The 21,606-nt window shown below is 37.7% G+C and carries 21 protein-coding genes; 6 read left to right on the top strand and 15 right to left on the bottom strand.

From position 1 onward, the window contains the following. Window positions 1-41: 41 nt before the first annotated feature. The 4 genes from coaBC to HNP36_RS10765 form a co-directional block, all read right to left on the bottom strand. The gene (gene coaBC / locus HNP36_RS10750; protein ID WP_184162903.1) at window positions 42-1,247 is read right to left on the bottom strand and encodes a bifunctional phosphopantothenoylcysteine decarboxylase/phosphopantothenate--cysteine ligase CoaBC; all 1,206 of its coding nucleotides are present in this window, start codon (window positions 1,245-1,247) and stop codon (window positions 42-44) included. 121 nt (window positions 1,248-1,368) lie between these two features. Further along, window positions 1,369-1,692, bottom strand: a complete 324-nt coding sequence (locus HNP36_RS10755; RefSeq protein ID WP_048505372.1) for a DNA-directed RNA polymerase subunit omega — start codon at window positions 1,690-1,692, stop codon at window positions 1,369-1,371. A gap of 40 nt (window positions 1,693-1,732) precedes the next feature. Beyond that, window positions 1,733-2,728, bottom strand: a complete 996-nt coding sequence (locus HNP36_RS10760) for an outer membrane protein assembly factor BamD (protein WP_184162906.1) — start codon at window positions 2,726-2,728, stop codon at window positions 1,733-1,735. A 103-nt stretch (window positions 2,729-2,831) separates the two neighbouring features. Beyond that, window positions 2,832-3,461, bottom strand: coding sequence for a TetR/AcrR family transcriptional regulator (locus HNP36_RS10765; RefSeq protein WP_184162909.1), 630 nt, complete (start codon window positions 3,459-3,461; stop codon window positions 2,832-2,834). A gap of 98 nt (window positions 3,462-3,559) precedes the next feature. Here HNP36_RS10765 and HNP36_RS10770 point away from each other — a divergent pair, with 98 nt between their 5' ends. From HNP36_RS10770 to HNP36_RS10785, 4 genes are all read left to right on the top strand, one after another. Then, the gene (locus tag HNP36_RS10770) at window positions 3,560-4,186 is read left to right on the top strand and encodes a TatD family hydrolase (protein WP_184162912.1); all 627 of its coding nucleotides are present in this window, start codon (window positions 3,560-3,562) and stop codon (window positions 4,184-4,186) included. Then, entirely contained in the window at window positions 4,179-4,904 is a 726-nt protein-coding gene (locus HNP36_RS10775; protein ID WP_184162915.1) for a ThiF family adenylyltransferase, read from the top strand. The genes HNP36_RS10770 and HNP36_RS10775 overlap by 8 nt, the downstream gene beginning before the upstream one ends. Beyond that, window positions 4,904-5,278 carry a ribonuclease P protein component gene (gene rnpA, locus HNP36_RS10780; RefSeq protein ID WP_184162918.1) on the top strand — a complete coding sequence of 125 codons (375 nt, stop codon included), beginning with the start codon at window positions 4,904-4,906 and terminating at the stop codon, window positions 5,276-5,278. Before HNP36_RS10775 ends, rnpA begins: the two co-directional genes overlap by 1 nt. A 248-nt stretch (window positions 5,279-5,526) precedes the next feature. Continuing rightward, complete coding sequence (locus HNP36_RS10785) at window positions 5,527-6,135, top strand: DUF4126 domain-containing protein (RefSeq protein WP_184162921.1); 609 nt, start codon at window positions 5,527-5,529, stop codon at window positions 6,133-6,135. Window positions 6,136-6,225: 90 nt separating this feature from the next. On the opposite strand, the gene HNP36_RS10790 is transcribed toward HNP36_RS10785, so the two are convergent. From HNP36_RS10790 to HNP36_RS10840, 11 genes are all read right to left on the bottom strand, one after another. Next, on the bottom strand, window positions 6,226-8,277 hold the full coding sequence (locus tag HNP36_RS10790) for a hypothetical protein (protein ID WP_184162924.1): 2,052 nt from the start codon (window positions 8,275-8,277) through the stop codon (window positions 6,226-6,228). Between the two features lies 1 nt (window position 8,278). Further along, window positions 8,279-8,800, bottom strand: coding sequence for an LPS assembly lipoprotein LptE (lptE, locus tag HNP36_RS10795; protein ID WP_184162926.1), 522 nt, complete (start codon window positions 8,798-8,800; stop codon window positions 8,279-8,281). A gap of 39 nt (window positions 8,801-8,839) precedes the next feature. After that, window positions 8,840-10,126: a sigma-54 interaction domain-containing protein gene (locus HNP36_RS10800; protein WP_184162929.1), complete on the bottom strand. Its 1,287-nt coding sequence runs from the start codon at window positions 10,124-10,126 to the stop codon at window positions 8,840-8,842. 30 nt (window positions 10,127-10,156) lie between these two features. Then, entirely contained in the window at window positions 10,157-10,954 is a 798-nt protein-coding gene (locus HNP36_RS10805) for a tetratricopeptide repeat protein (RefSeq protein WP_184162932.1), read from the bottom strand. Further along, a complete protein-coding gene (locus HNP36_RS10810; RefSeq protein WP_184162935.1) occupies window positions 10,926-11,369 on the bottom strand; it encodes a hypothetical protein in 444 nt (147 codons plus the stop codon). The genes HNP36_RS10805 and HNP36_RS10810 overlap by 29 nt, the downstream gene beginning before the upstream one ends. Window positions 11,370-11,448: 79 nt before the next feature. Next, window positions 11,449-12,885 (bottom strand): tRNA (N6-isopentenyl adenosine(37)-C2)-methylthiotransferase MiaB, encoded by a 1,437-nt coding sequence (miaB, locus tag HNP36_RS10815; RefSeq protein WP_184165169.1) that lies wholly within the window; start codon window positions 12,883-12,885, stop codon window positions 11,449-11,451. 159 nt (window positions 12,886-13,044) lie between these two features. After that, window positions 13,045-13,809, bottom strand: a complete 765-nt coding sequence (locus tag HNP36_RS10820) for a hypothetical protein (RefSeq protein WP_184162938.1) — start codon at window positions 13,807-13,809, stop codon at window positions 13,045-13,047. Window positions 13,810-13,956: 147 nt separating this feature from the next. Further along, window positions 13,957-14,454 carry an energy transducer TonB gene (locus HNP36_RS10825; RefSeq protein ID WP_228456346.1) on the bottom strand — a complete coding sequence of 166 codons (498 nt, stop codon included), beginning with the start codon at window positions 14,452-14,454 and terminating at the stop codon, window positions 13,957-13,959. Between the two features lie 240 nt (window positions 14,455-14,694). After that, complete coding sequence (gene lysA, locus HNP36_RS10830) at window positions 14,695-15,894, bottom strand: diaminopimelate decarboxylase (protein WP_184162941.1); 1,200 nt, start codon at window positions 15,892-15,894, stop codon at window positions 14,695-14,697. Between the two features lie 260 nt (window positions 15,895-16,154). After that, window positions 16,155-17,378: a PolC-type DNA polymerase III gene (locus HNP36_RS10835; protein WP_184162944.1), complete on the bottom strand. Its 1,224-nt coding sequence runs from the start codon at window positions 17,376-17,378 to the stop codon at window positions 16,155-16,157. A 494-nt stretch (window positions 17,379-17,872) separates the two neighbouring features. Then, entirely contained in the window at window positions 17,873-19,399 is a 1,527-nt protein-coding gene (locus HNP36_RS10840; protein WP_184162947.1) for a helicase HerA-like domain-containing protein, read from the bottom strand. Between the two features lie 377 nt (window positions 19,400-19,776). On the opposite strand from HNP36_RS10840, the gene HNP36_RS10845 reads away from it, so the two are divergent. Both HNP36_RS10845 and HNP36_RS10850 read left to right on the top strand, forming a co-directional pair. Next, the gene (locus tag HNP36_RS10845) at window positions 19,777-21,186 is read left to right on the top strand and encodes an MBL fold metallo-hydrolase (protein WP_184162952.1); all 1,410 of its coding nucleotides are present in this window, start codon (window positions 19,777-19,779) and stop codon (window positions 21,184-21,186) included. Beyond that, window positions 21,187-21,564: a rhodanese-like domain-containing protein gene (locus tag HNP36_RS10850; RefSeq protein WP_184162955.1), complete on the top strand. Its 378-nt coding sequence runs from the start codon at window positions 21,187-21,189 to the stop codon at window positions 21,562-21,564. The last annotated feature ends 42 nt before the right edge of the window (window positions 21,565-21,606 follow it).

The raw sequence follows: 21,606 nt of genomic DNA on the forward strand, positions 1-21,606 counted from the left end.
ACTGAATTTCAGCACTACAATCCCGCCTTTGGCAATACTAATTATTTTAAAAGTTGAGCTTCAACAAAATCCAGGATGTCTGCAGCTACTTCATCTTTAGATTTGAGGTCAAATTCTTTTTTTTCTGTTTTGGTAAATATCCTGATTTTATTGGTATCATTTTTAAAGCCCGCCCCTTCGTCACGGAGGGAATTCAGAACGATCATATCCAGGTTTTTCTTTTCCAGCTTTCCTTTGGCATTTTCTTCTTCATTCTGGGTTTCCAGTGCAAAACCTACGAGAAACTGATGGGTTTTCTTTTCGCCCATTGTTTTAAGAATATCGGGATTTTTAACCAGTTCAATCGTTAAACTATCATCATTCTTTTTAATTTTCTCCTTTGCGACTTCTTTAGGAGCATAGTCTGCCACGGCAGCACTGGCAATACCGATATCCACGCGGTCATAAAATTCAAAAACTTTATTCAGCATCTCTTTGGCGGAGGTTACTTTATGAAGCTGGATATTTCTATCATCTGTTTGCTGCGAGCTTGGCCCGGAGATCAGGATAACTTTCGCTCCTCTTTTTGAGGCTTCTTCTGCCAGGGAAAAGCCCATTTTACCGGAAGAATGGTTTCCTATAAATCTTACAGGATCAATAGCTTCATAAGTAGGACCAGCGGTTATCAGAACCGTTTTTCCTTCAAGGCTTCTGATCTGATTTTTAGACGTAAAGAAGTTTTCAACGGTTTTGAAAATCGTCTCCGGTTCTGCCATTCTTCCCTGTCCGATCAGTCCACTGGCCAGCTCTCCGGTTTCAGCGGGAATAATGATGTGTCCGTAGTCTTCTGCCAAATCAATATTCTGCCTGGTGGAAGGATGGGCATACATATCAAGGTCCATTGCCGGAGCAATAAATACAGGACATTTCGCAGACATATAAGTGGCAATCACCAGATTATCACACATTCCGTGAGTCATCTTGGCTAATGTATTGGCTGTACATGGGGCTATAATCATTACATCTGCCCACAAAGCCATTTCCACGTGGCTGTTCCATGTTCCGTTATCGCCATAAAAATCTGAATATACAGGTTTTTTAGAAAGGGTTGAAAGGCTTAATCTGGTTACAAACTGCTCTGCATCAGGGGTCATAATTACCTGAATTTCGGCTCCTTTCTTTACAAAATCCCGGATCAGGAAATGAATTTTATAGGCTGCAATTCCTCCAGAAACAGCGATAAGTATCTTTTTACCGGAAACACTCATTTAGTTTTAATTTTTGAAGTACTAAATTACTTATTTTTTCGCACAAAGACAGGTATAAACAGACAAAGGTCATAAAAGAACCGAATTCCCTTATGACCTTCATATATAAAAACACAAATGCTTATTTTCTGTCTTCTGTCTTTCTGAAATAGATATCTTCATTCAGCCATTCTTCGATAGCAATGGAAGTAGGCTTAGGAAGTTTTTCGTAATGCTTGGAGATTTCAATCTGCTCTCTGTTTTCGAAAACTTCTTCCAATGTAGAATTGTGCACAGCAAATTCGTCTAATTTATTGTGAAGCTCCGTACGGATCTCCGCATTAACCTGCTCTGCTCTCTTTCCCATGATAACAATAGCTTCATAGATTGAACCTACTTTATCTTCAATCTTGTCTTTATCGTAAGTAATAGTATTTACTTCTGCTTTTGTATCTTTTACACTCATTTTGAGAAAATTATTTTATTTAAGATGGCAAATTTACGAATTATCTTTGAATTTTGAAAGTGGCTGCCGGCGGAGGGGTCTGAAGCGCTGCACTATCCCTCTGGATCTGCATTGCTTTCTTTTCATTACTGATCTGATCCTTGATCTGCTGGTCAGCTTTATTCTTTTCAGCTAATTTATCAGCTTCTTTTTTCTGTCTTGCCGTTAATGCTGTAATTCTTGCTTCTGTCTGCTTTTTAACGACTGCAAAGTTTTCTTTTTCTTTTGTCAGCTTCGCTTTAAGATCGGTTGCAGTTTTAGAATATTCTGTATTTGGAAGTTCTCTTTCTACAAGCTTTGTATAGGCAAGAGCGCTTTCTATACGTTCATCTTTAAGATCATATACAGATTTCAAAGCCAGCTCATAACGGGATTTCATGATAAAATCATAGATCTTCGGACGAAGTTTCGTACTTGGAAAGTCTTCCAGTACGTTTTCAAAAGCCACATTAGCTGCTTTGTACTCACCCATTTTGAAATACTGTCTGGCATTTTCGTATGCCTTGAATTCTAATTTATAAGACAGTTCATCAATTAGCTGACTGATATTTTTAGATCTTTCAGAGTTCGGATAATTGGTCAGGAAATCCTGAAGTTCATTAATCGCCGTTTCTGTGGTAGACTGGTCCAGGTTGTAATCCATAGAACCTTCATAGTAGCATAATGCAGACATATAGGCTGCTTCTTCTGCTCTCGGGTCTTTAGGGAAGTTTACCGCAAAGTTTTTAAACTGATGCCCTGCCAGTTTATAGCTTTTGTCATAATAATTCGCATAAGCCGTATTGAAACCTACATTAGGGAAATCATCTGTTCCGGCTACAAGGTTAGTAAGCCTGTCATATAAAGCCAATGCGTTCTTCCACTTCTTTTTGGCAAAGTTTTCGTTAGCTGCCTTTAAGATAAAATTCTTGTCCGCACTCTTCATTGCTTTCTCCTGCTGGCTTACGCATGAGGAAACAACCGCTACTGCAAAAAGACCTAAAATATATTTTTTCATATAAAAAATTCAACAGTTTTCGGATTATATGGCCGATTTACTAATTTGCAAAAATATAACTTTTTTGTCAATAGATTTTTTTTTATGAATATTTAACGTAAAATTAGTCTGCAGCGTATCCCAAAATCGCAAAAACGCTCACCAAAAGATTCATTCTTACTTTTTTCTCGGCTTCTTTGGTATATGCTTCCTCATTTTTGCTGGGCACATACAGCTCATAGAAATTTTTATTCCTGATAACGAATAATGTGGAACCGAGAATCATGGTAAGGATGTCTTCGGGTTTGGGGGTAAAGGTAAATATTCCGGAGGCGACTCCTTTTTTAATTACATCATCCAGCTTCTTCACAAACAGCTGATAGAAGTCCAGAAGCTCATCTTTCAAGTTTTCCGTATGCCTCAGCTCCTGCGTTACGAATCCGTGGAAATAATTGTATTTGAATAACTGAGAGACAATGTATTTTATAATTTCCCTAAGCTGCATTTCCGGCTTACCATCCTTAATAGTATCTGCAAATTCGGAAAAGTTTTCTCTTGTTTTCAGTACGCGGTACTGATATAGATACGACATCATTTTTTCCTTGGAACCGAAATAATAGGAAATCATCGCTACATTAATGTTTGCCTTGGAGCAGATATCTCTTACTGAGGTACCTTCGTACCCTTTTTTGGCAATAAGCTCCTCAGCAATATCCAAAATATGGATCTGTTTTTCTGTAAATTTTTTTCTCATGAAGTGTACTTTGAGTAAAGTTAAGAAATTTTTAACACAATTATAAACGTTCGTTTAATAAATTTCAATTAATTTTCTGGATAATTGTATTTTTGTGAATGGATTTTTTTGATTTTCACCATCATAAGAAGAATAGCCTGTACGGGATCTATAATGTAGATTTTGGTGCCGTTCCGCCGGACTCCCTGTATTCTATAGGCATACATCCTAAAGATATTGTTATAGGTTCTGTAGACGAGCAATTCAATTGGCTGGAATCCAATATTACAGAAAACTGCCTGGCTATCGGTGAATGCGGCCTGGATTCCATGGTTCCAATATCTCAGAATATCCAGGAGCAGGTTTTCCTGAGACAAATCCTAGTTTCAAATGAGGTGAAAAAACCTATGATTATCCACTGTGTAAGAAAATTTTATGAAGTGATTTCTTTTAAAAAGAAAGCGGAACAGGCGGTTATCATTCATGGTTTTAATAAAAAGCAGCGCATTGCGGAAGACCTGCAGAAAAATAATTTTTATTTGAGTTTTGGAAAAGCTGTTTTGTATCATCTATCTTTGCAGGATATTGTAAGGAACACACCTTTAGACAGAATGTTTTTAGAAACTGACAATGAGAACTTTAACATTGAAGAATTATATTCAAAAGTTTCCGAGTTAAAGGGGATTTCTTCAGAAAAACTGAACGAACAGATTTTAGAAAATTTAGACACTATAAAGAATGGATAAGTATTGGCTGGAGAGAACGGAACTCCTGATCAAAGAAGAAGGACTGGAAAAGCTTAACAAGGCAAAGGTATTGGTAATAGGCTTAGGAGGTGTAGGCTCTTTTGCTGCAGAATTTTTAGCCAGAGCAGGTGTAGGAAATATGACGATTATAGATGGAGACACAGTGGACATCACCAATATCAACAGGCAGCTTCCTGCACTGCATTCCACGGTAGGAAAACACAAAGTGGAAGTGGTTGCTGAAAGGCTTATTGACATTAATCCTGAACTTAATCTCACCAAAATCAATGAATTCCTGAATCCGGAAAGAATGGACGAAGTTCTTGATTCCGATAAATTTGATTATATCCTGGACTGTATCGACAGCGTAACTCCAAAATTGTGTCTAATTAAAGCCGCCAAAAGAAGAAAAATAAAACTGGTAAGCTCTATGGGGGCCGGCGGAAAAACCGATCCCAGCAAAGTGATGGTAAGGGATATCAGCAAAACCCAGAACTGTTTTCTTGCCAGACAGATCAGAAAAAGACTTAAAAAGGAAAAGATCAATAAAGGTTTCAGATGTGTATTCTCTAATGAACTTCAGCAGGAGGAAAGCCTGAAAATGACGGACGGAGCAAATTATAAAAGGTCTTTCTACGGTACTATCAGCTATATTCCTGCAATCTTCGGATTGTATGCAGCTGCTGAAGTGATTAATTATTTAGTGAAAAAAGATTAATGCAGAATTTCAAATACTCCAGGGAAGAAAAACTCAAAAAAAATACTGAGATTGCTTTACTTTTTGAGAAAGGTAAATGGAGAACCTGCGGAAACCTGAGAATCATTATCCTGAAAGACAAACCTAATTTAACTGTAGAAACACATAAGTTTGGAGTTTCTGTTTCTAAGCGATATTTTAAAAAAGCAGTACACAGAAACCGCCTGAAAAGACTTTTAAGGGAGTGTTTCCGTCTGAATAAGGATCTGTTTAAAGAAGCTTTTGGGGGAAAAACACTGGCCATGCTGTTTTGGGTTTCTCCTGAAATGCCTGCTAAGTTCCAGGACGTGGAAGAGCAGTTTATTAAACTCTGCCAGATGCAGAAAAGACCTTAATAATGTAACAGTATAAAAGTGTGGTAATGTACCAATGAAATTATCTTATTAAACTAATTGCCAGGTTCTTTTGTCCACAGATCACACAGATTTGCACAGATGATTGGTGATATCCCCCCCTATTGAACACTTAATTTATTTTCCATATCCCGAAAGTTTTTGTTATAAAATCTATGAGCATTTAATTTTTTGCAAAATCTTGCATAGTTTTTGTAATTTTAGAGGAAACAATAAATCTGAAAATTAAAATGTTAGATCATGTTCCCTATTTTTCTTACATCATCAGTGCCTTTATTGGCATAGGACTGGCTGCAGCCACGGGCTTCAGGGTTTTTCTGCCGATGTTTGCGGTAAGCCTTGCCTCTTATTTTCACTGGATCCCGATGAATGAGCATTTTGAATGGCTTTCCGGTCTTCCGGCACTCATTACCACCGGGATTGCCACTATCGCTGAAATTTTAGCATATTATATTCCTTTTGTAGATCATCTGCTGGATACTATTTCTGTACCATTGGCTACAGTGGCGGGTTCTGTCCTGTTTGCCAGTCAGTTTGCCGATCTCGGAACATTTCCGCAATGGGGTCTTGCTCTAATTGCGGGAGGAGGTACAGCAGCTACCATCAGTTCCGGTTTTGCGGGAATCCGGGCAGCTTCTACTGCAACTACAGGAGGACTGGGAAATTCTGTAGTAGGAACCACTGAAACTGCCGGAGCAGGCGTTATGTCTATATTGGCAATGGCTGCACCCGTTATTGCGGCTGTTTTTGCAATCATTCTGATTATTCTTGTCATTATCTTTGGACGGAAAGCATGGCGGAAACTGCGTGGCAGGAAAAATGCTACTGATAATACATAAAAATAAAGGCTGAACATATTTATGATCAGCCTTTTTATATTGAATTTGTTTAAATTTTTATTTTTAAACAGATTTATCTTTCTAATTTACTTAGCTTTTACTTCTGAAGTCTTTTATTTCCTGGATTTTAGACTGGAAATATTCTTTTTTCTCAGGAGTTTTATTAATCAGGATCTCAAATGCCCTGATGGCTTTTGTATAAAGCTTCTGCTCGAAATAAAGATTGGCGAGTGTTTCCGTCATTAAATGGGAAATATCGTCATTCTTTTCTTTCACCACGTAAGTACTTTCTTCTTTTAACTGGCTGATCCTCGGATTGTTTTCAATAAAGGCTTCAATTACCTTTTCCTGAACAGGTTTTTTCTCTTTTTCAACGGTTTCTTCTGCAGATCTGTCGATTTTAAGCCAGCTTTGCCATGTATTGATAAATCCGGGAACATTACTGTCAATTACCGGTTTATTTTCTTCAGTCTTCATTTCCTGAGCAGGTTCTTCTCTCACTACATTTTCTACTGACAGGCTCGAAATATCTGTCCCAAAGAAAGAGACATTCATAACCGGAACTTCTTCTTTTGGTATTTTAGTTTCAGTTGCTTCTTCTGAATTTTCAACTTCTTTATCTTTTTCATCTGCAATTTCAGGTATATCTGCTTCAACAGCCGGGAGATTTTCTTCTGAAACTGTTTCAGAATTTTCGTGGAGTTCTTCAGCCGCCGGTGTAATTATTTCACTTTTTCTGTCTTCTGAAGGTGGTATTTCTGCCTTAGGTGCAGGTATTGTATTTCCATTAGTAATCATGGAATCCGGCAGGCTGGGATCCAGACTCATAGGTTTCCATGCGGAAGTTTCCTGTACAACCGTTTCCTGCTCCTGGTGGCCTTCCTGAACCTCAACAACAGGTTCTTCGTTCTGTACCGCTTGTTCTATGGTTTGCTCCTTTTCAGGGGCTTGTTCTTCTGCTTTTGGCTCTTCTTTTTCGGTGGACCAGAAATGGAAGCTTTGTGTTTCAGCGAAACTTATTTCATGATCAGCGGTTTCCGGCTCTTCGGTTTCAACTTTTGGAGCTGGGTGTGCCTCTTTCATTTTTTTCTCCACTTCTTCAATCAGGCGCCTCATTTCTTCTTCATGCTTATTAACATTCGGCCTGGAAATTTCCGGAGCTGCAGCTGTATCATCACTGTTTCCCTGGATCTTAACTTCGGGCAGGAACTCATCCATTCCATGGAAGCTGATTTCAGCATCCGGTTCATCCGCATCTTCATTTTCATTAATAATTTCTTCAGTTGTCTCTATTTCGACAGCTGGTATTTTCTCTTCTGAACCTGCTTCAAAATCTATCTGAGGTTCTTCAATAATTTCTTTTTCTCCTGTATTTTCAGCCTCTCCTGTTTCCGGATCTAAAGTTTCTACTTCATGAAAACTTACTTCATTTTCGGCATTGATTTCCAGCTCTTCCGCAGGATTTTCTATTGCATTCTCTTCAATAATCAATTTTGGAGCGAATTCTGCCCCGGCTTCTGATTCTTCCTTCTGTTCTTCTTTTTCAGCTTCTGCTTCCTGTATGATTTCTTTATCCTGATTGTCTGTAACAGGTTCCGTTTTGTGGGTTACTATTACACCGGATTCCAGGGTAGATTCAAGGTCAATTACTTCGGAATTGGTTTCATCAAGGAAGTTTTCTTCTCCTTCAAAAAGAATCCTGTTTCTTTCACCATTGATATAAATATGCTTGATCTCCTGGGCAGGCTTTATCATACATGCCGCTTCTTCGTATCTGTCTTCTTTTTTATCTGCAGGTGATTCTTCCCTTTTTATTGGGAAAGTCTGGTTTTTATAGGAATATGCAGCTGGTTTTTCAAGTGGCTTTGAAGGTTCCTTATTTTCTGCCACCTCCGGTTTTGGCTCCCGCTGGATTTTACCGTTAATCAGCTGATAAAGAAGTTTTTTATCCGTGGTATAAGCCGCAGTTGTAGAAAGCTCTTTCTGATAGTTTTCTTTATCATAAAGGTGTACTCCAAACAAGTGAAGTGCCCTGATATTCTGAACATAGGGAAAAGCATTAATTTCTTCTTTCAAAAGACCAAGGTCTTCCGATTGTATATTTTTAGGGCTCTTTAATAATTCTAAAACTCTGGGATTCATCTTACCAATTGGCTACAATATCGTTAAATATCTTATTAATAATTCTGTCTGTCACAAGTTTTACCTGGGACGTTTCTATCTGACTCTGACTCAGGTCACTATTGTAAACTACTTCATCCGTATAAGTTCTGTCGAAGCTGGAATCCGGATGTATTTTGTTTTCGTAATGTACTTTCACACTGATCGTCAGTTTGCTCTGTGCCTGCTGTACTACACCTCCCGAAGGGTTTGTTGTTGTATTGGAGCTTATTGTAGTAGGTGAAAAGTTATAATCGGAGATTTCACCTTCTATCAGAATATCAGGGTTTGATTTTGTTCCTTTTAATGTAGTTCTCTGCAAAAACCTGTTTTGGATATCTGTAGAAAACTGTTGGGAAAGGGTGGGATTCACCAGCGCTGCATTATTCGGAAATTCATTGATCTGCACGGTTTTTTCATCCGTCAATGATGATCCGGTAAAAGAGTAACACTGCTGAAACAGCGAAAGAATTACAAACCCAAATATTATTTTTAATTTACTCATACCATTTATTATTTACAGGCCACATATTTCATCCCCGTTTTAATCTTCTAAATTATATTGTTTTATTTTCCTGTATAAAGTTCTCTGGGAAATACCCAGTTCATCTGCCGCCCTGTTCCTGCGTCCTTTATGTTTCTCTAATGCTTTGATTATCAAATCTTTTTCATTATTCTGAAGCGATAAAGATTCAGGTCTGTTTTCTTCAATTTCTATGTCTTCAATATCTTCATAGCTGTCATCAGCATTTGAAATAATGGTAGGCGCAGACTGTACCACCGGCGATTTGTCCTCAAAATAAAGCAATGAGTTCTGAGCAACGGGCTGAGCCTGTTCCGCGGAGTAGATTCTGTTGATCAGATTTTTTTCCTGATTGCTCAGATCGGCTGTACCTCTGTTTTTAATCAGTTCTGAAGTTAAAGATTTTAAATCATTGATATCGCTTCTCATATCGAAGAGAATCTTATACATAATTTCTCTTTCGTTTCCGAAATCATTCTGCTTTTGGGCGTTCTGATTATTCACCACCATCGGAAGGTGGGTTTCCATAGGAATGTATTCCGCAAGCTTTTCAACTGTTACCTGTCTGTTTCTTTCAACAACAGTCATCTGTTCAACCAGGTTTCTCAGCTGGCGTACGTTTCCCGGGAAAGTATAGTTTTCAATATAATGAACGGCACTTGGTTCCAGTTCCAGCTCCGGCATTCTGTACTTTTCTGCAAAATCTATAGAGAATTTCCTGAACAGCAAATGGATATCTCCTTTTCTTTCTCTTAAAGGCGGCATATCGATCTGTACGGTATTCAGACGGTAATATAAATCCTCACGGAATCTTCCGTCGTGAATGGCTTTCATCATATTCACATTGGTAGCTGCCACAATTCTCACATTGGTTTTCTGAACCTGTGAAGATCCTACTTTCATGAATTCACCGCTTTCCAGTACTCTCAAAAGACGTACCTGGGTTTGCAGGGGAAGCTCTCCTACCTCATCAAGAAAGATTGTTCCGCCATCTGCTACTTCAAAATATCCTTTTCTGGTGGCTGTAGCTCCGGTAAACGCTCCTTTTTCGTGTCCAAACAGCTCTGAATCAATGGTTCCTTCCGGAATCGCCCCACAATTGACCACAATATAGGGCTGATGTTTTCTTTTTGATTCTGAATGGATGATTTTCGGGATAAATTCTTTTCCAACCCCACTTTCCCCGATGACGAGAACGGAAATGTCGGTAGGAGCCACCTGGATTGCCTTTTCTAAAGCGCGGTTGAGTGCCGGAAAGTTCCCGATAATTCCAAAGCGGTTTTTTATGTTTTGTAAGTCGTTGCTCATAAGTAAATTTTTGATTATTGATTTAATAATCTACAGTTCCTCGATCTGTTTCCTGTAGATTTTGTTGAAGTGATGGGTGTAGACATCTTTCATGGTCTTTCCTTCATCATACGTTTTCAATGCTAACGTTTTTAAATCCAAATAATCTTTGTTTCTGATTTTAGAAACTTTACTTTTAAAATATATATTCTCGGCAAAGTTGTATTCTTTGCTCTGCTTTTCAAAATTTTCTAAGGCTTTTTCATATCTGCCCAGCTCAAAATAGGTTACTCCCAGCTGGTAGTGGTCGTACATTCCTTTAAAATATCCTTTGGAGGCCAGAAGATTTTCAATAATCCCGGCAGCTTTTTCTTTCTGCCCTAAAGCGCTGTAAGACATGGCTCTCACCACATCCAGATGATAATCTCCGTTTAAGGACCTTCCGAGATCTTCAGGATAGTATTTTTTTAATTCTTCCAAATCCTGAACGGCACCATTATAATCTCTCAGGAACTGGAATTTGCACCATCCTCTGTAGCCTAAATGCATTTTAGGATTTAATGCTACGGCTTTATCTATAAGTATTTTCCAGGTTACGAAGTCTCCGTTTTTAAGATATGGAACGGCTTTTTCCATATAGGAGTTGGAGAAATCGGGGCAGAGATCAATAGATTTGTCAAAAGCTTCCTGGGATTCCCGGCTGCCCTGCCTGTCTGAAGCCCAGTTGTATAACTCACAAGCTTTATTGCAGTTCTCCCCCTCTACTGCATTACAGTTAACCTGCGCAATAGTATTGGTGTAAACGATAAGCAATAAAAAGCTAAGGTAATACCTCTGAAACTTTTCCATTTTCAATTTTATAGGTTAAATACTGATAATAGCCTGCTTTAAAACCTTTTATCTCTTTGGGAATCCAGCCGTCCAGCGATTTTGTAAATCTCAGCAGCTTTTCTCCCAGTTCTTTATCCGGAGCTGTTTCTTTCAGATCTGCATTCATCTGCTGAACTCTGAACAGTCCTGTTTTTCCTTCACAATTTACTAAAAATCTTACGGTAATATACCCGTTCATTTTACTTTCGGAGGATATTTTTTCTTTCTGCAGTTTTTCAATGATGGCTAATTTCTCGCCTTTATAGTCAAACTCCTTTGTTCCGTAATAATACTGAATGCTAATCAGTTTTTCAGGTGTACATTTTTTAAAGGCAGGGTCGTCCAGTTTTTCATCAAATTCAATATCTCCTACCGTTACGGGATATTTACTCATGCTTTTCTCTGTCTGACAGGATATCAGTGTAAAAGAAAATAATGCAAGAAAATAAACCGCTTTTATCAAGACTTTAAAATTATTCAGCGGTTCTCCCTAAAAGTGTGCCCTGGGTGTTATCATAGACAAAAACGTCCACAATGTCACCAATTTTCTGTCCTTCAAGCATATCGAAAACGCAAACTGCATTCTGGGAATTTCTTCCTTTCCACTGGTTTTTGTTCTTTTTCGAGATTCCTTCAATAAGAATCTGGTGCATTCTTCCTACGTAAGACTGCATTCTTTTTCTGGACAGCTCTCCCTGAAGCGCAATTACCTCAGCCAGACGTCTTTGCTTCACATCGGCAGGGATATTGTCATCCATTTTTTTGTGGGCCGGTGTTCCGGGTCTTTCTGAATAGGCAAACATATAGCCGTAATCATATTCCACTTCTTTCATCAGGCTCAGTGTATCCTGGTGATCTTCTTCTGTTTCATTACAGAAACCGATGATCATGTCCTGTGAGAAAGCAATATCAGGAACAATTTCTTTTGCTTTTTTAATTAAATCCAGATATTCTTCGCGGGTATGCTGTCTGTTCATCGCCAGAAGCATGTTGTTGCTGCCACTTTGTACAGGAAGGTGAACGTATTTACAGATATTGTCATGCTTCGCAATCATTCTGAATACATCAAGGCTCATATCCTGAGGGTTTGAGGTAGAGAATCTGATTCTCATTTCAGGAACGGCTTTAGCTACCAGATCAAGCAGTTGTGTAAAATTAACTGCCGTTGCTTTCTGCATTTCAGAGGCTTTGGCAAAGTCTTTTTTAGGACCTCCTCCATACCATAAGTAAGAGTCTACATTCTGTCCTAAAAGGGTTATTTCTTTATATCCGTTATTTAAAAGGTCTTTACATTCTTCAATGATAGAGTGCGGATCGCGGCTTCTTTCTCTTCCTCTGGTAAAGGGAACTACGCAGAAGGTACACATATTATCGCAGCCCCTGGTAATGGTTACATAAGCTGTCACCCCGTTTCCGCCTAAACGTACAGGATTGATATCTGCATAGGTTTCTTCTTTTGAAAGGATTACGTTGATGGCATCTCTTCCGTCTTCAGTTTCTTTAAGTAGGTTGGGAAGGTCTCTGTAGGCATCAGGACCTACTACAAGATCAACAAGCTGCTCTTCTTCTAAGAATTTGGTTTTCAATCTTTCTGCCATACATCCCAAAACGCCAACAGTCATGCTCGGCTTTCCTTTTTTCAGGTTTTTGAACTGGGAAAGGCGCATTCTTACGGTTTGCTCTGCTTTTTCACGGATGGAACATGTATTTAAAAGAATAAGGTCTGCTTCTTCTACTTTCAGGGTGGTATTGTATCCCTGTTCATTAAGAATAGATGCAACAATCTCGGAATCAGAAAAGTTCATCTGACAGCCATAGCTTTCCAAAAAGAGTTTTTTAGAATTCTCCGGTCTTTCAGCAATAGCAAAAGCTTCTCCCTGTTTTGTTTCGTCTATATATTTTTCCTGCACAATAATCGTTTTAAAGTTCAATGTTCAGCATTTAAATTTCAAGACTCCACAATGAATTTTAAATCCTAAACAGATTAGTCTGCAAAGATACAAAATATTGTGACAGAATGTCAGGAGATTATTTTGGAGGATAGAAAGTCATTGGAGGTCTGAAAAAGTCTATCGAAAATGCCTGATCTGAGAATTATTTCTTTCTATTTCTAACTGTACATCAAAATTTTGAGATATCAGTTGCTTTATATAAACTTTTCGTGGCATTCCATTAAAGGTTCCCGGTTCCCATTTTCCTTTCAGTCGCGAAAAACGATCAATCATTCGTTTCCTCTCAGTGTCTGAATAATCACCTTCTATTTCAAAATCCTGCATTACTCCCTCTTCATTAACCACAAAAGTAAGATATGTCCGACGGTCTTCGTTCCTCTTTATAAAATCTTGCATAATTTTCTCAACATCTTCTGCAAAATCACTTAACCCTCTTTTATAATAAGGATCTATAATTTTATTATCCTTTGGGTCCTCTTTAGAATAATAAAGGATAAAGGGCTGTATAGAAACCTTCGCAATAGCCCCTATAAACTTTCCATTTTCCTTTGCAGGAAGCCATTTTTTCAAATATGGTATTACTTGGCGGCTAAAATCGTAAGCACATTTATTTTTATTGATATTGACTGTGTCAAAATCTTTTATATAATTAATTGATGAATCTGCATAGACCAGAATATTTACGGTATAATTTTCTTCTGTATTTGCACACGGAAGAAGTCCTTCTTTCTTAACTATTGCAACCATCTCTTTTACTAATGCCTTTCTTCCGCCGACATAGAAGTCCTGCCCAACAGGATAACTATCTAAAACATCAATCTGTGCATATAATTGAAAAGGAATAGTGAGAATAAATACAAAAAATATTCTAATTATGGTCATATATTGGTACTGAAACTGATTTTAACAATTACTTTAGGGTTAATAGATGTAGCCCATTTTACGACTTCTGCGGTTATTGTATTCTGAGAGAAATCTTTAATTCAAATGAACAGTAAAGTTAATAATAATGGGATTTTTATTTTTTGTTTACAGATCTGTTGCGATTGAAGAAAAGTTCATTTTAAGCTTGATCTGTGAAGTAACAGGTTTTCCATCGCATGAAGCCGGAATCCAGTTCTTTTTAATACGTCTTACCACATATTTCATATCATCAAAGAAATAAGTACTGTTGGCGACTTTCGGTGTTCCTTCGATATTGGTTACTTTCCCTGTCTGATCAACAGTAAGTGTGAATGTAAAATCCCCGTTCAGCACATAGAAATCTGAGTTCAGATAATCGTACATGAATTTTTGCAGCGTTTCTTTATAAGTTGCCACGCCTCCTTCAAATGCTGCCGGCCTGAAATCTGTACAGTTTTTAACAGCTACCTGCAAAAGGGGCTCCCTGATATCTATCTTTAAAAGATTTTTATTGGTTTCCGTAATCTGATTGTCATCTCTATCTTCAACATCCTGCTGCGCAAATGTAAAATTTGCCACAAGAAGTGCTATAAATAATGTAAAAGCTTTCATAGAACTATTCATGAGTTATTTAAATGCTTAACAAAGTTAGGTATTTTAATGTTTTATTAAAAAGAAAAACTTCAGTCTTTATGTGAAGCTTTTCATCAATTCTGAAATTAATCTGATCCTTTTTATGCTATAATTGCCTGGAAAATCATTGCAAGAGTACTTTTACATGTTCATCCTTTAAAATATTCCCTGTATTTCACCAATAAAAAACTCCACAGTAATCTGCGGAGCCTGTATGCTATATACTTTCTTTTAAATGACTTCTATCTGGTTTCTGAGAAGATCTTCAAATTCATCTCTTTTACGGATCAGGTGCGCTTTTCCGTCTAAGAATAAGACTTCTGCAGGTTTTAATCTTGAGTTGAAGTTTGAACTCATTTCGAAACCATAAGCTCCTGCATTATGAAAGGCAAGGATATCTCCTTCTCTTACTTCATTCAGCTTTCTGTCCCAGGCGAATGTATCTGTTTCACAAATGTTTCCTACTACGGTGTAGATTCTTTCTGCTCCTTTTGGATTGGATAAGTTCTCGATCATATGATAAGAATCGTAGAACATAGGACGGATCAAATGATTGAATCCTGAATTTACACCTACAAAAACCGTAGCGGTTGTCTGCTTGATTACATTAGCTTTAACCAATAAATATCCGCTTTTCCCAACCAGGAATTTTCCCGGCTCAAACCATAATTCGAATTTTTTCCCTGTAGATTTTGAGAACTCAGAAATTACTTTTTCCACTTTTTTACCTAATGTCTTTACATCCGTCTCTTCTTCACTGTCCTGATACGGAATTTTGAAGCCACTTCCCATATCCAGGTATTTCAGGTTCGGGAAATGCTCGGAAAGATCCAGCATTATTTCTAAAGCCTGCAGAAATACATCCGGATCTTTGATTTCGCTTCCTGTATGCATGTGAAGTCCTTCCACATTCAGGTTTGTACTCTTCATCACTCTTTCGATGTGGCGAACCTGGTGAATTGAGATCCCAAACTTGCTGTCGATATGTCCCGTTGAAATTTTATAGTTTCCGCCTGCAAAAATATGCGGATTGATTCTTACAAGAATTGGATATGAATTCCCGTATTTATTCCCGAATTGTTCAAGAATAGAAATGTTATCAATGTTAATATGAACTCCAAAAGTCATTGCTTCCTCTATTTCAGCCAAGTCAACACAATTTGGGGTAAACAGTATTTTTTCTTTCGGAAATCCTGCCTTTAATCCAAGTTTAACCTCATTAATAGATACACAATCCAAAGAAGCACCCAGATTCCTGACATACTTAAGGATATTGATGTTTGTCAACGCCTTCGCTGCATAGAAAAACTTTGTGTGTTTTAAAAAAGAAGATGTAAGTTTCTCGTATTGACCTTTAATAGATTCAGCATCATAAACATACACCGGTGTGCCAAACTCATTGGCAATCTTTAATAATTCTTTTGAATTCATAATTTCATTTTAACATAAAAAAAGGCAGATTCTTATAAAAAGAGCCTGCCACATTAATTATTTTTATGCAAGACAACTCTTTTAAATATTCCAAACCTTAGAGAACTTTACAGCTCCCTTTTTTCCGGTTTTAATTTGTTTAAAATTTTGCATTGCTTCTATTTATTTTTTGCAAAAATACTATTTATTTTTTATTTCAGGAAAACTGATTTTAAAAGCACTTTCTTCCTGATAAAACTTAATAAGACATAAATCCTCTATCATTTTGGCAGTGGCAATGTCTCAAAATCACCACGAAGAAGGGCGAGCTGGAGATCATTATGCAAATCTGCAGAAGACAAAGGAAGATCAATTTTCAGCTTGGCCAGCTTACTTAAGGTCTGGATCTGTGTAAACAGTTCATAAAAACCATATGAAACTACTTTTCCGTTTTCAATGATCAGGAACAGCTTTTCACCCAGTTTTCTTCCCTGTCCGAGCCAAAGTTCATTTCTTTTTCTGAAATCTATTTTTTTAAGGAAAATACTGACATCTTTAAATTCTTCCTGCGCGCTTATAAACTGAACTGCTTTTGTACCCTGGGTAAATGATCTGAATTTCAGGAGCGGTTTTTCGGTTTTATTCAGCTTATTCTTTTCGACAATGTATTTATTATTTCTGAAGTAAAGCCCGAACGGAAAAGCTTCTCTTTTTTTGATATTTTTGGAATTGAGGATCAGTTTTGCAATAATATCTGTTCCTGTGAGCTCATAATTGATCTGTTCAACATCTTTCTGGATCTGTTCCCACTTTTTGGACTTGGAATTGAAGACCTTTTTCGAGAACTTATTGATATCCTGAACGTAATCTGATAATATAATTTTCCCTTCTTCATTCTGGAAATACACAAACCCTCTTTCATTGGGAAGATCCTGCGTAAGAACTTTGATCTTATTGATATAGGTTTTTGCATTGGTTTCATCATGCTGCTTTTGGATGATCTCATTTTCAGTATCTTTTGAAATGAGAAGTTTGAACAGTTCCAATGTTGCTCTTGCATCGCCTTCAGCCCTGTGATGGTTTGTCAACGGAATTCCAAGCGATTTCACGAGTTTGCCCAATGAGTAGCTTACCTCATCCGGAATCATCTTTTTAGCTAAAGGAATGGTATCCAGAGTGTTGATCTGAAAGTCATACCCCAGTCTTTTGAAGGACTGGCGCAGCATTCTGTAATCAAAATCAATATTATGACCTACCAAGGTGGTATTCCGGGTAATTTCAATGACTCTTTTTGCTATTTCATGGAATTTCGGAGCAGTTTTCACCATTTTAGGGGTGATGCTTGTCAGTTTCTGTACAAAGGGAGTGATATCACTTTCCGGATTGACAAGGGATATGAACTGGTCAGTAATTTTCTGACCATCGTATCTGTAGATGGCTATATCTATAATGCATTCATTCCTGTAACCTGCACCATTACTTTCTATATCAATTATGGAGTACAATTTCTTTAATTAAAATCAAATTATAAAATCAGGGTATAAATTAATGGAATATTTTCATCCCATCCCAATTTTTCCCATTAATATTAGTTTTCTTACTGATATTCAATAATAAAAATATTTCAAAACTGGAAAATGCTATGTAAACAATCTTAAACAATAATTTTGTTTTCAAACTGTTACACAGCATTCCCCATTATTTGGAAATCAGAGACGGTAGCTCAAAAAGCTTACCATTCTGAAAGTACTAATATATAAATTTATTATGATTATTTCAATCTTTTGATTTTGGTGGTATAAGTTATACATTTCCGGCGCCTTTGGAGTTGTTCAATCTACCGGAAATCAGTTTACTATATCCAGAAATCAAAGTTTGTAAGAAATCTGCCTATGCAACATGAGCATAATAGACAATTGCACTCTCGCGTGCGTTTTTGTTTTAGAAGTAATTTTATACAAAAAAAGGGAAATTTAACTTCCCCTTTTTTATCTGTTCTTTATCTCCTTCTTCCGCCCAAACCGAACATTCCCAGAATGGCTTTTGCTCCTTCCCGCATCAAAGTGCTGGTAAAAGTTCTTCCTGCTTTACTCTGTAACACCTGTTCAAACATTCCCGGCTCTTCTTTCACCGGTTTTGTTTTCTGTGTTGGAACCGGATTCTGTGCTGCCTGCTCCATTCTGTTGGTCAGTATTTCATATGCGGATTCCTTATCAACCGGCTGTTCATATTTTGCGACTAAAGAGGAATTTCCTGTTAATTCCGAAATTTCAGCATCGTTCAGAACATCCATTCTCGATTCCGGAGAAATCAGGTAGGTATGAACAAGCGGTGTAGGAATTCCTTTTTCATCCAAAGCAGTTACAAAAGCTTCTCCAATACCCAGGTTCTGAATAAGGTTTGAGGCATCATAAAATTCTGTTATAGGATAATTTTCAACAGCTTTGCTGATCTCTTTTTTGTCTTTTGCGGTAAATCCTCTTAAAGCGTGCTGTATTTTCAGACCAAGCTGTGACAGTACATTTTCAGGAACATCACCGGGAATCTGTGTAATAAAATAGATCCCGACTCCTTTGGAACGGATCAGTTTTACCATGGTTTCTATCTGTGAAAGCAGGGCTTTTGAAGATTCATCGAATATCAGGTGAGCTTCATCTATGAAAAGAACCAGCTTAGGTTTCCCGCTGTCTCCTTCTTCAGGAAAGGTCATATAAATTTCGGCAAAAAGCGAAAGCATAAACGTGGAGAACAACTGTGGCTTGTTCTGGATTTCTGCTACTCTTAAAATATTCACCACTCCTTTTCCGTCTCTTGTTTCAAGAAGATCATGAACATCAAAGCTCAGTTCGCCAAAGAAATCTGATGCTCCCTGTTGTTCCAGTGCAACAATAGATCTCAGGATCGCTCCCAGAGAGGCCGGAGCAATAGATCCGTAGTTCGCTGCCAGTTCAGCTTTTCCCTGAGCATTATCCGTAACATACTGAAGAACTTTCTTTAAATCATTAAGATCAATTAACGGAAGACCTTTATCATCACAATATTTAAAAACGATAGACATGATACTTTGCTGAGTATCATTAAGTTCAAGGATTTTACTTAATAAAACAGGCCCGAATTCTGTAACCGTAGCTCTCAATTTCACTCCCTTCCCGCCGGAAATGGTCATCAATTCTACAGGGAAAGCCTGTGGATTGTATGGAAGCTGTGTTTTGGCATATCTTTCTTCTATCACCGGATTCATTTGTCCGGCTTCTGCTATTCCGGAAAAGTCACCTTTAATATCCAGAACCAGAGAAGGTATTCCCGCATGGGAAAGCTGTTCTGCAAATACCTGAAGTGTTTTTGTTTTACCTGTTCCCGTTGCCCCGGCAATAAGGCCGTGGCGGTTGATGGTTTTCAAAGGAATCGTAACGTTGACTTCCGGCACTACTTCCCCGTCCAGCATTCCTTTTCCCAGTATAATATGTTCTCCTTTCGGAGTGTATTTTGCATTCAGTTCTTCAATAAATTGTGTTTTATCTGCCATGTGGTCTTTTTTTAACTTATAAATATAAAATTTTTTGTAAAATATCTGGTTGCTAAAGTAATAATAGAAAATAATATTCGTGGTATATCTGGTGGGAAAACTTTCCGAACCGTTACCTGCAAATTTCAAACCTTGAAATGAGAAAAGAAGAGAATGTCTGTATTATCAGCGCTACGTAATTATTTTCATTTCCTGAACATGATAAAAAACAGCCTCCGGAATCACACTTCACCACCTCACGTTTATCATTCGAAAAATAAAGGGTTTTAGAGCTAATACCCCCTGAATATTGAAAGAAACTATCGTCCGGATTTAACAATTCATTTACATTTCATCTAATACTTCGTATCTTTATCTAAAATTTAAAAAAGACCCCAATGAAAATTGAACAAATATATACGGGCTGTCTGGCTCAGGGTGCCTATTATATTGTATCAGAAAATGAAGCAGTCATTATTGATCCGTTGAGAGAAGTAAAACCTTATCTGGATCGCCTTGAAAAAGACAATGTTACCCTAAAATATATTTTTGAAACTCATTTCCATGCCGATTTTGTTTCGGGACACCTGGACCTAAGCAAAAAAACCGGAGCTCCTATTGTTTACGGACCTACAGCCCAACCTGCTTTTGAAGCTATTATTGCTGAAGACAACCAGATCTTTGAGATTGGAAAAATAAAAATAAAGACGTTACACACTCCGGGGCATACGATGGAAAGTACAACTTATCTTTTAATTGACGAAAATGGTACGGAAACGGCTATTTTTACCGGAGATACCTTGTTTTTAGGAGATGTGGGAAGACCTGATCTTGCACAAAAAGCCACCAATCTTACCCAGGAAGATCTTGCAGGAATTCTGTACGACAGTCTTCAGAACAAGATTATGCCATTGGATGACAGCATCACTGTTTATCCGGCACATGGTGCGGGTTCAGCGTGTGGAAAAAATATGCAGAAAGAAACGGTAGATATTTTAGGTAATCAGAAGAAAACCAATTACGCGCTTAATCAGCCGGACAGGGAGTCTTTCATCAGAGAAGTTCTTGACGGTCTTACCGCTCCTCCGAAATATTTCGGGATGAATGTAGCAATGAACAAAGGAGGATATGAAAGCCTGGATGCAGTAATGAATAAAGGCCTGAATCCGGTTAACACAGAAGATTTCGAAGCTTTCGCAGAAGAGACAGGAGCTTTAATTCTTGATACGAGAAGCCCTGCGGAATTCCATAAAGGGTTTATTCCGAACTCTATCAACATCGGTCTTAAAGGAGATTTTGCTCCGTGGGTAGGAAATATGATTGTAGATGTAAAACACCCTATTCTTCTTGTAAGTGATGAAGGTACCGAAGAAGAAGTTATTACAAGATTAAGCAGGGTAGGTTTTGATAATGTTCTGGGATACCTGGACGGCAGCTTCAATGCCTGGAAAAATGCAGGGAAAGAAACGGATGAGATCAAAAGGATTTCTCCTGCTGAATTTGCAGAACAGTTTACAGAGAATTCTACAGTAGTTGATGTGAGAAAATTAAGTGAATATTCTGCGGAACATGTTGATAATGCATTCAATAAGCCTCTTGATACAATCAGCGACTGGGTAAAAAATATTGATGATTCTGAACACTTCTTCCTTCATTGTGCGGGAGGATACAGAAGCATGATTGCAGCAAGCGTTCTTAACTCGCACGGAATCAGAAATTTTACCGAAATAGAAGGCGGTTTCAACGGAATCAAAAAGACGGAAAAATTCCCTACAACAGACTTTGTGTGCCAGTCAAAAACCTTGTAGATGATAAAAGGAAAAATTTTCGGATATTTTTTCGTTATAACTTTAGTGTTAACATCCTGTAAAACAGCAAGTATAAATCCAGTTTCCAAGACAGACATCAGGGAAATAATCAACAGTTCGGAGGTTATATTGGTTGATGTAAGGATTCCCGAACAATATGAAGCCGGAACCGCAAAAGGAGCTATCAATATTCCACTGGCGGAGATACAAAGCAATCTTGATTCTTTAAAGGGGAAAAAAGTAGTTGTTTTCTGCAATAAAGGAATTCAGGCTGATCAGGCTATGGAAATATTAAAGAAAAACGGTGTGGAAGCTTATGACGGAACCAGCCTGCAAAACGTGAAAGCCATCCAGAATGAAAAACCGTCCGGAAAATAAAAAGTAAAATTATATCATTATGATTGATGAATTTTAATGATT

Source organism: Chryseobacterium shigense (assembly GCF_014207845.1).
GTDB lineage: Bacteria > Bacteroidota > Bacteroidia > Flavobacteriales > Weeksellaceae > Chryseobacterium > Chryseobacterium shigense_A.

Excerpts from the sequence above, each read along its gene's own strand:
- HNP36_RS10825 (WP_228456346.1), bottom strand. The coding sequence starts at position 14,454 with ATGAATAGTTCTATGAAAGCTTTTACATTATTTATAGCACTTCTTGTG.
- HNP36_RS10760 (WP_184162906.1), bottom strand. The coding sequence starts at position 2,728 with ATGAAAAAATATATTTTAGGTCTTTTTGCAGTAGCGGTTGTTTCCTCA.
- coaBC (WP_184162903.1), bottom strand. The coding sequence starts at position 1,247 with ATGAGTGTTTCCGGTAAAAAGATACTTATCGCTGTTTCTGGAGGAATT.
- HNP36_RS10765 (WP_184162909.1), bottom strand. The coding sequence starts at position 3,461 with ATGAGAAAAAAATTTACAGAAAAACAGATCCATATTTTGGATATTGCT.
- HNP36_RS10850 (WP_184162955.1), top strand. The coding sequence starts at position 21,187 with ATGATAAAAGGAAAAATTTTCGGATATTTTTTCGTTATAACTTTAGTG.
- HNP36_RS10840 (WP_184162947.1), bottom strand. The coding sequence starts at position 19,399 with ATGGCAGATAAAACACAATTTATTGAAGAACTGAATGCAAAATACACT.
- lptE (WP_184162926.1), bottom strand. The coding sequence starts at position 8,800 with ATGAGTAAATTAAAAATAATATTTGGGTTTGTAATTCTTTCGCTGTTT.
- HNP36_RS10820 (WP_184162938.1), bottom strand. The coding sequence starts at position 13,809 with ATGACCATAATTAGAATATTTTTTGTATTTATTCTCACTATTCCTTTT.
- HNP36_RS10805 (WP_184162932.1), bottom strand. The coding sequence starts at position 10,954 with ATGGAAAAGTTTCAGAGGTATTACCTTAGCTTTTTATTGCTTATCGTT.
- HNP36_RS10775 (WP_184162915.1), top strand. The coding sequence starts at position 4,179 with ATGGATAAGTATTGGCTGGAGAGAACGGAACTCCTGATCAAAGAAGAA.
- lysA (WP_184162941.1), bottom strand. The coding sequence starts at position 15,894 with ATGAATTCAAAAGAATTATTAAAGATTGCCAATGAGTTTGGCACACCG.
- rnpA (WP_184162918.1), top strand. The coding sequence starts at position 4,904 with ATGCAGAATTTCAAATACTCCAGGGAAGAAAAACTCAAAAAAAATACT.
- HNP36_RS10800 (WP_184162929.1), bottom strand. The coding sequence starts at position 10,126 with ATGAGCAACGACTTACAAAACATAAAAAACCGCTTTGGAATTATCGGG.
- HNP36_RS10810 (WP_184162935.1), bottom strand. The coding sequence starts at position 11,369 with ATGAGTAAATATCCCGTAACGGTAGGAGATATTGAATTTGATGAAAAA.
- HNP36_RS10785 (WP_184162921.1), top strand. The coding sequence starts at position 5,527 with ATGTTAGATCATGTTCCCTATTTTTCTTACATCATCAGTGCCTTTATT.
- HNP36_RS10845 (WP_184162952.1), top strand. The coding sequence starts at position 19,777 with ATGAAAATTGAACAAATATATACGGGCTGTCTGGCTCAGGGTGCCTAT.
- HNP36_RS10770 (WP_184162912.1), top strand. The coding sequence starts at position 3,560 with ATGGATTTTTTTGATTTTCACCATCATAAGAAGAATAGCCTGTACGGG.
- HNP36_RS10755 (WP_048505372.1), bottom strand. The coding sequence starts at position 1,692 with ATGAGTGTAAAAGATACAAAAGCAGAAGTAAATACTATTACTTACGAT.
- HNP36_RS10790 (WP_184162924.1), bottom strand. The coding sequence starts at position 8,277 with ATGAATCCCAGAGTTTTAGAATTATTAAAGAGCCCTAAAAATATACAA.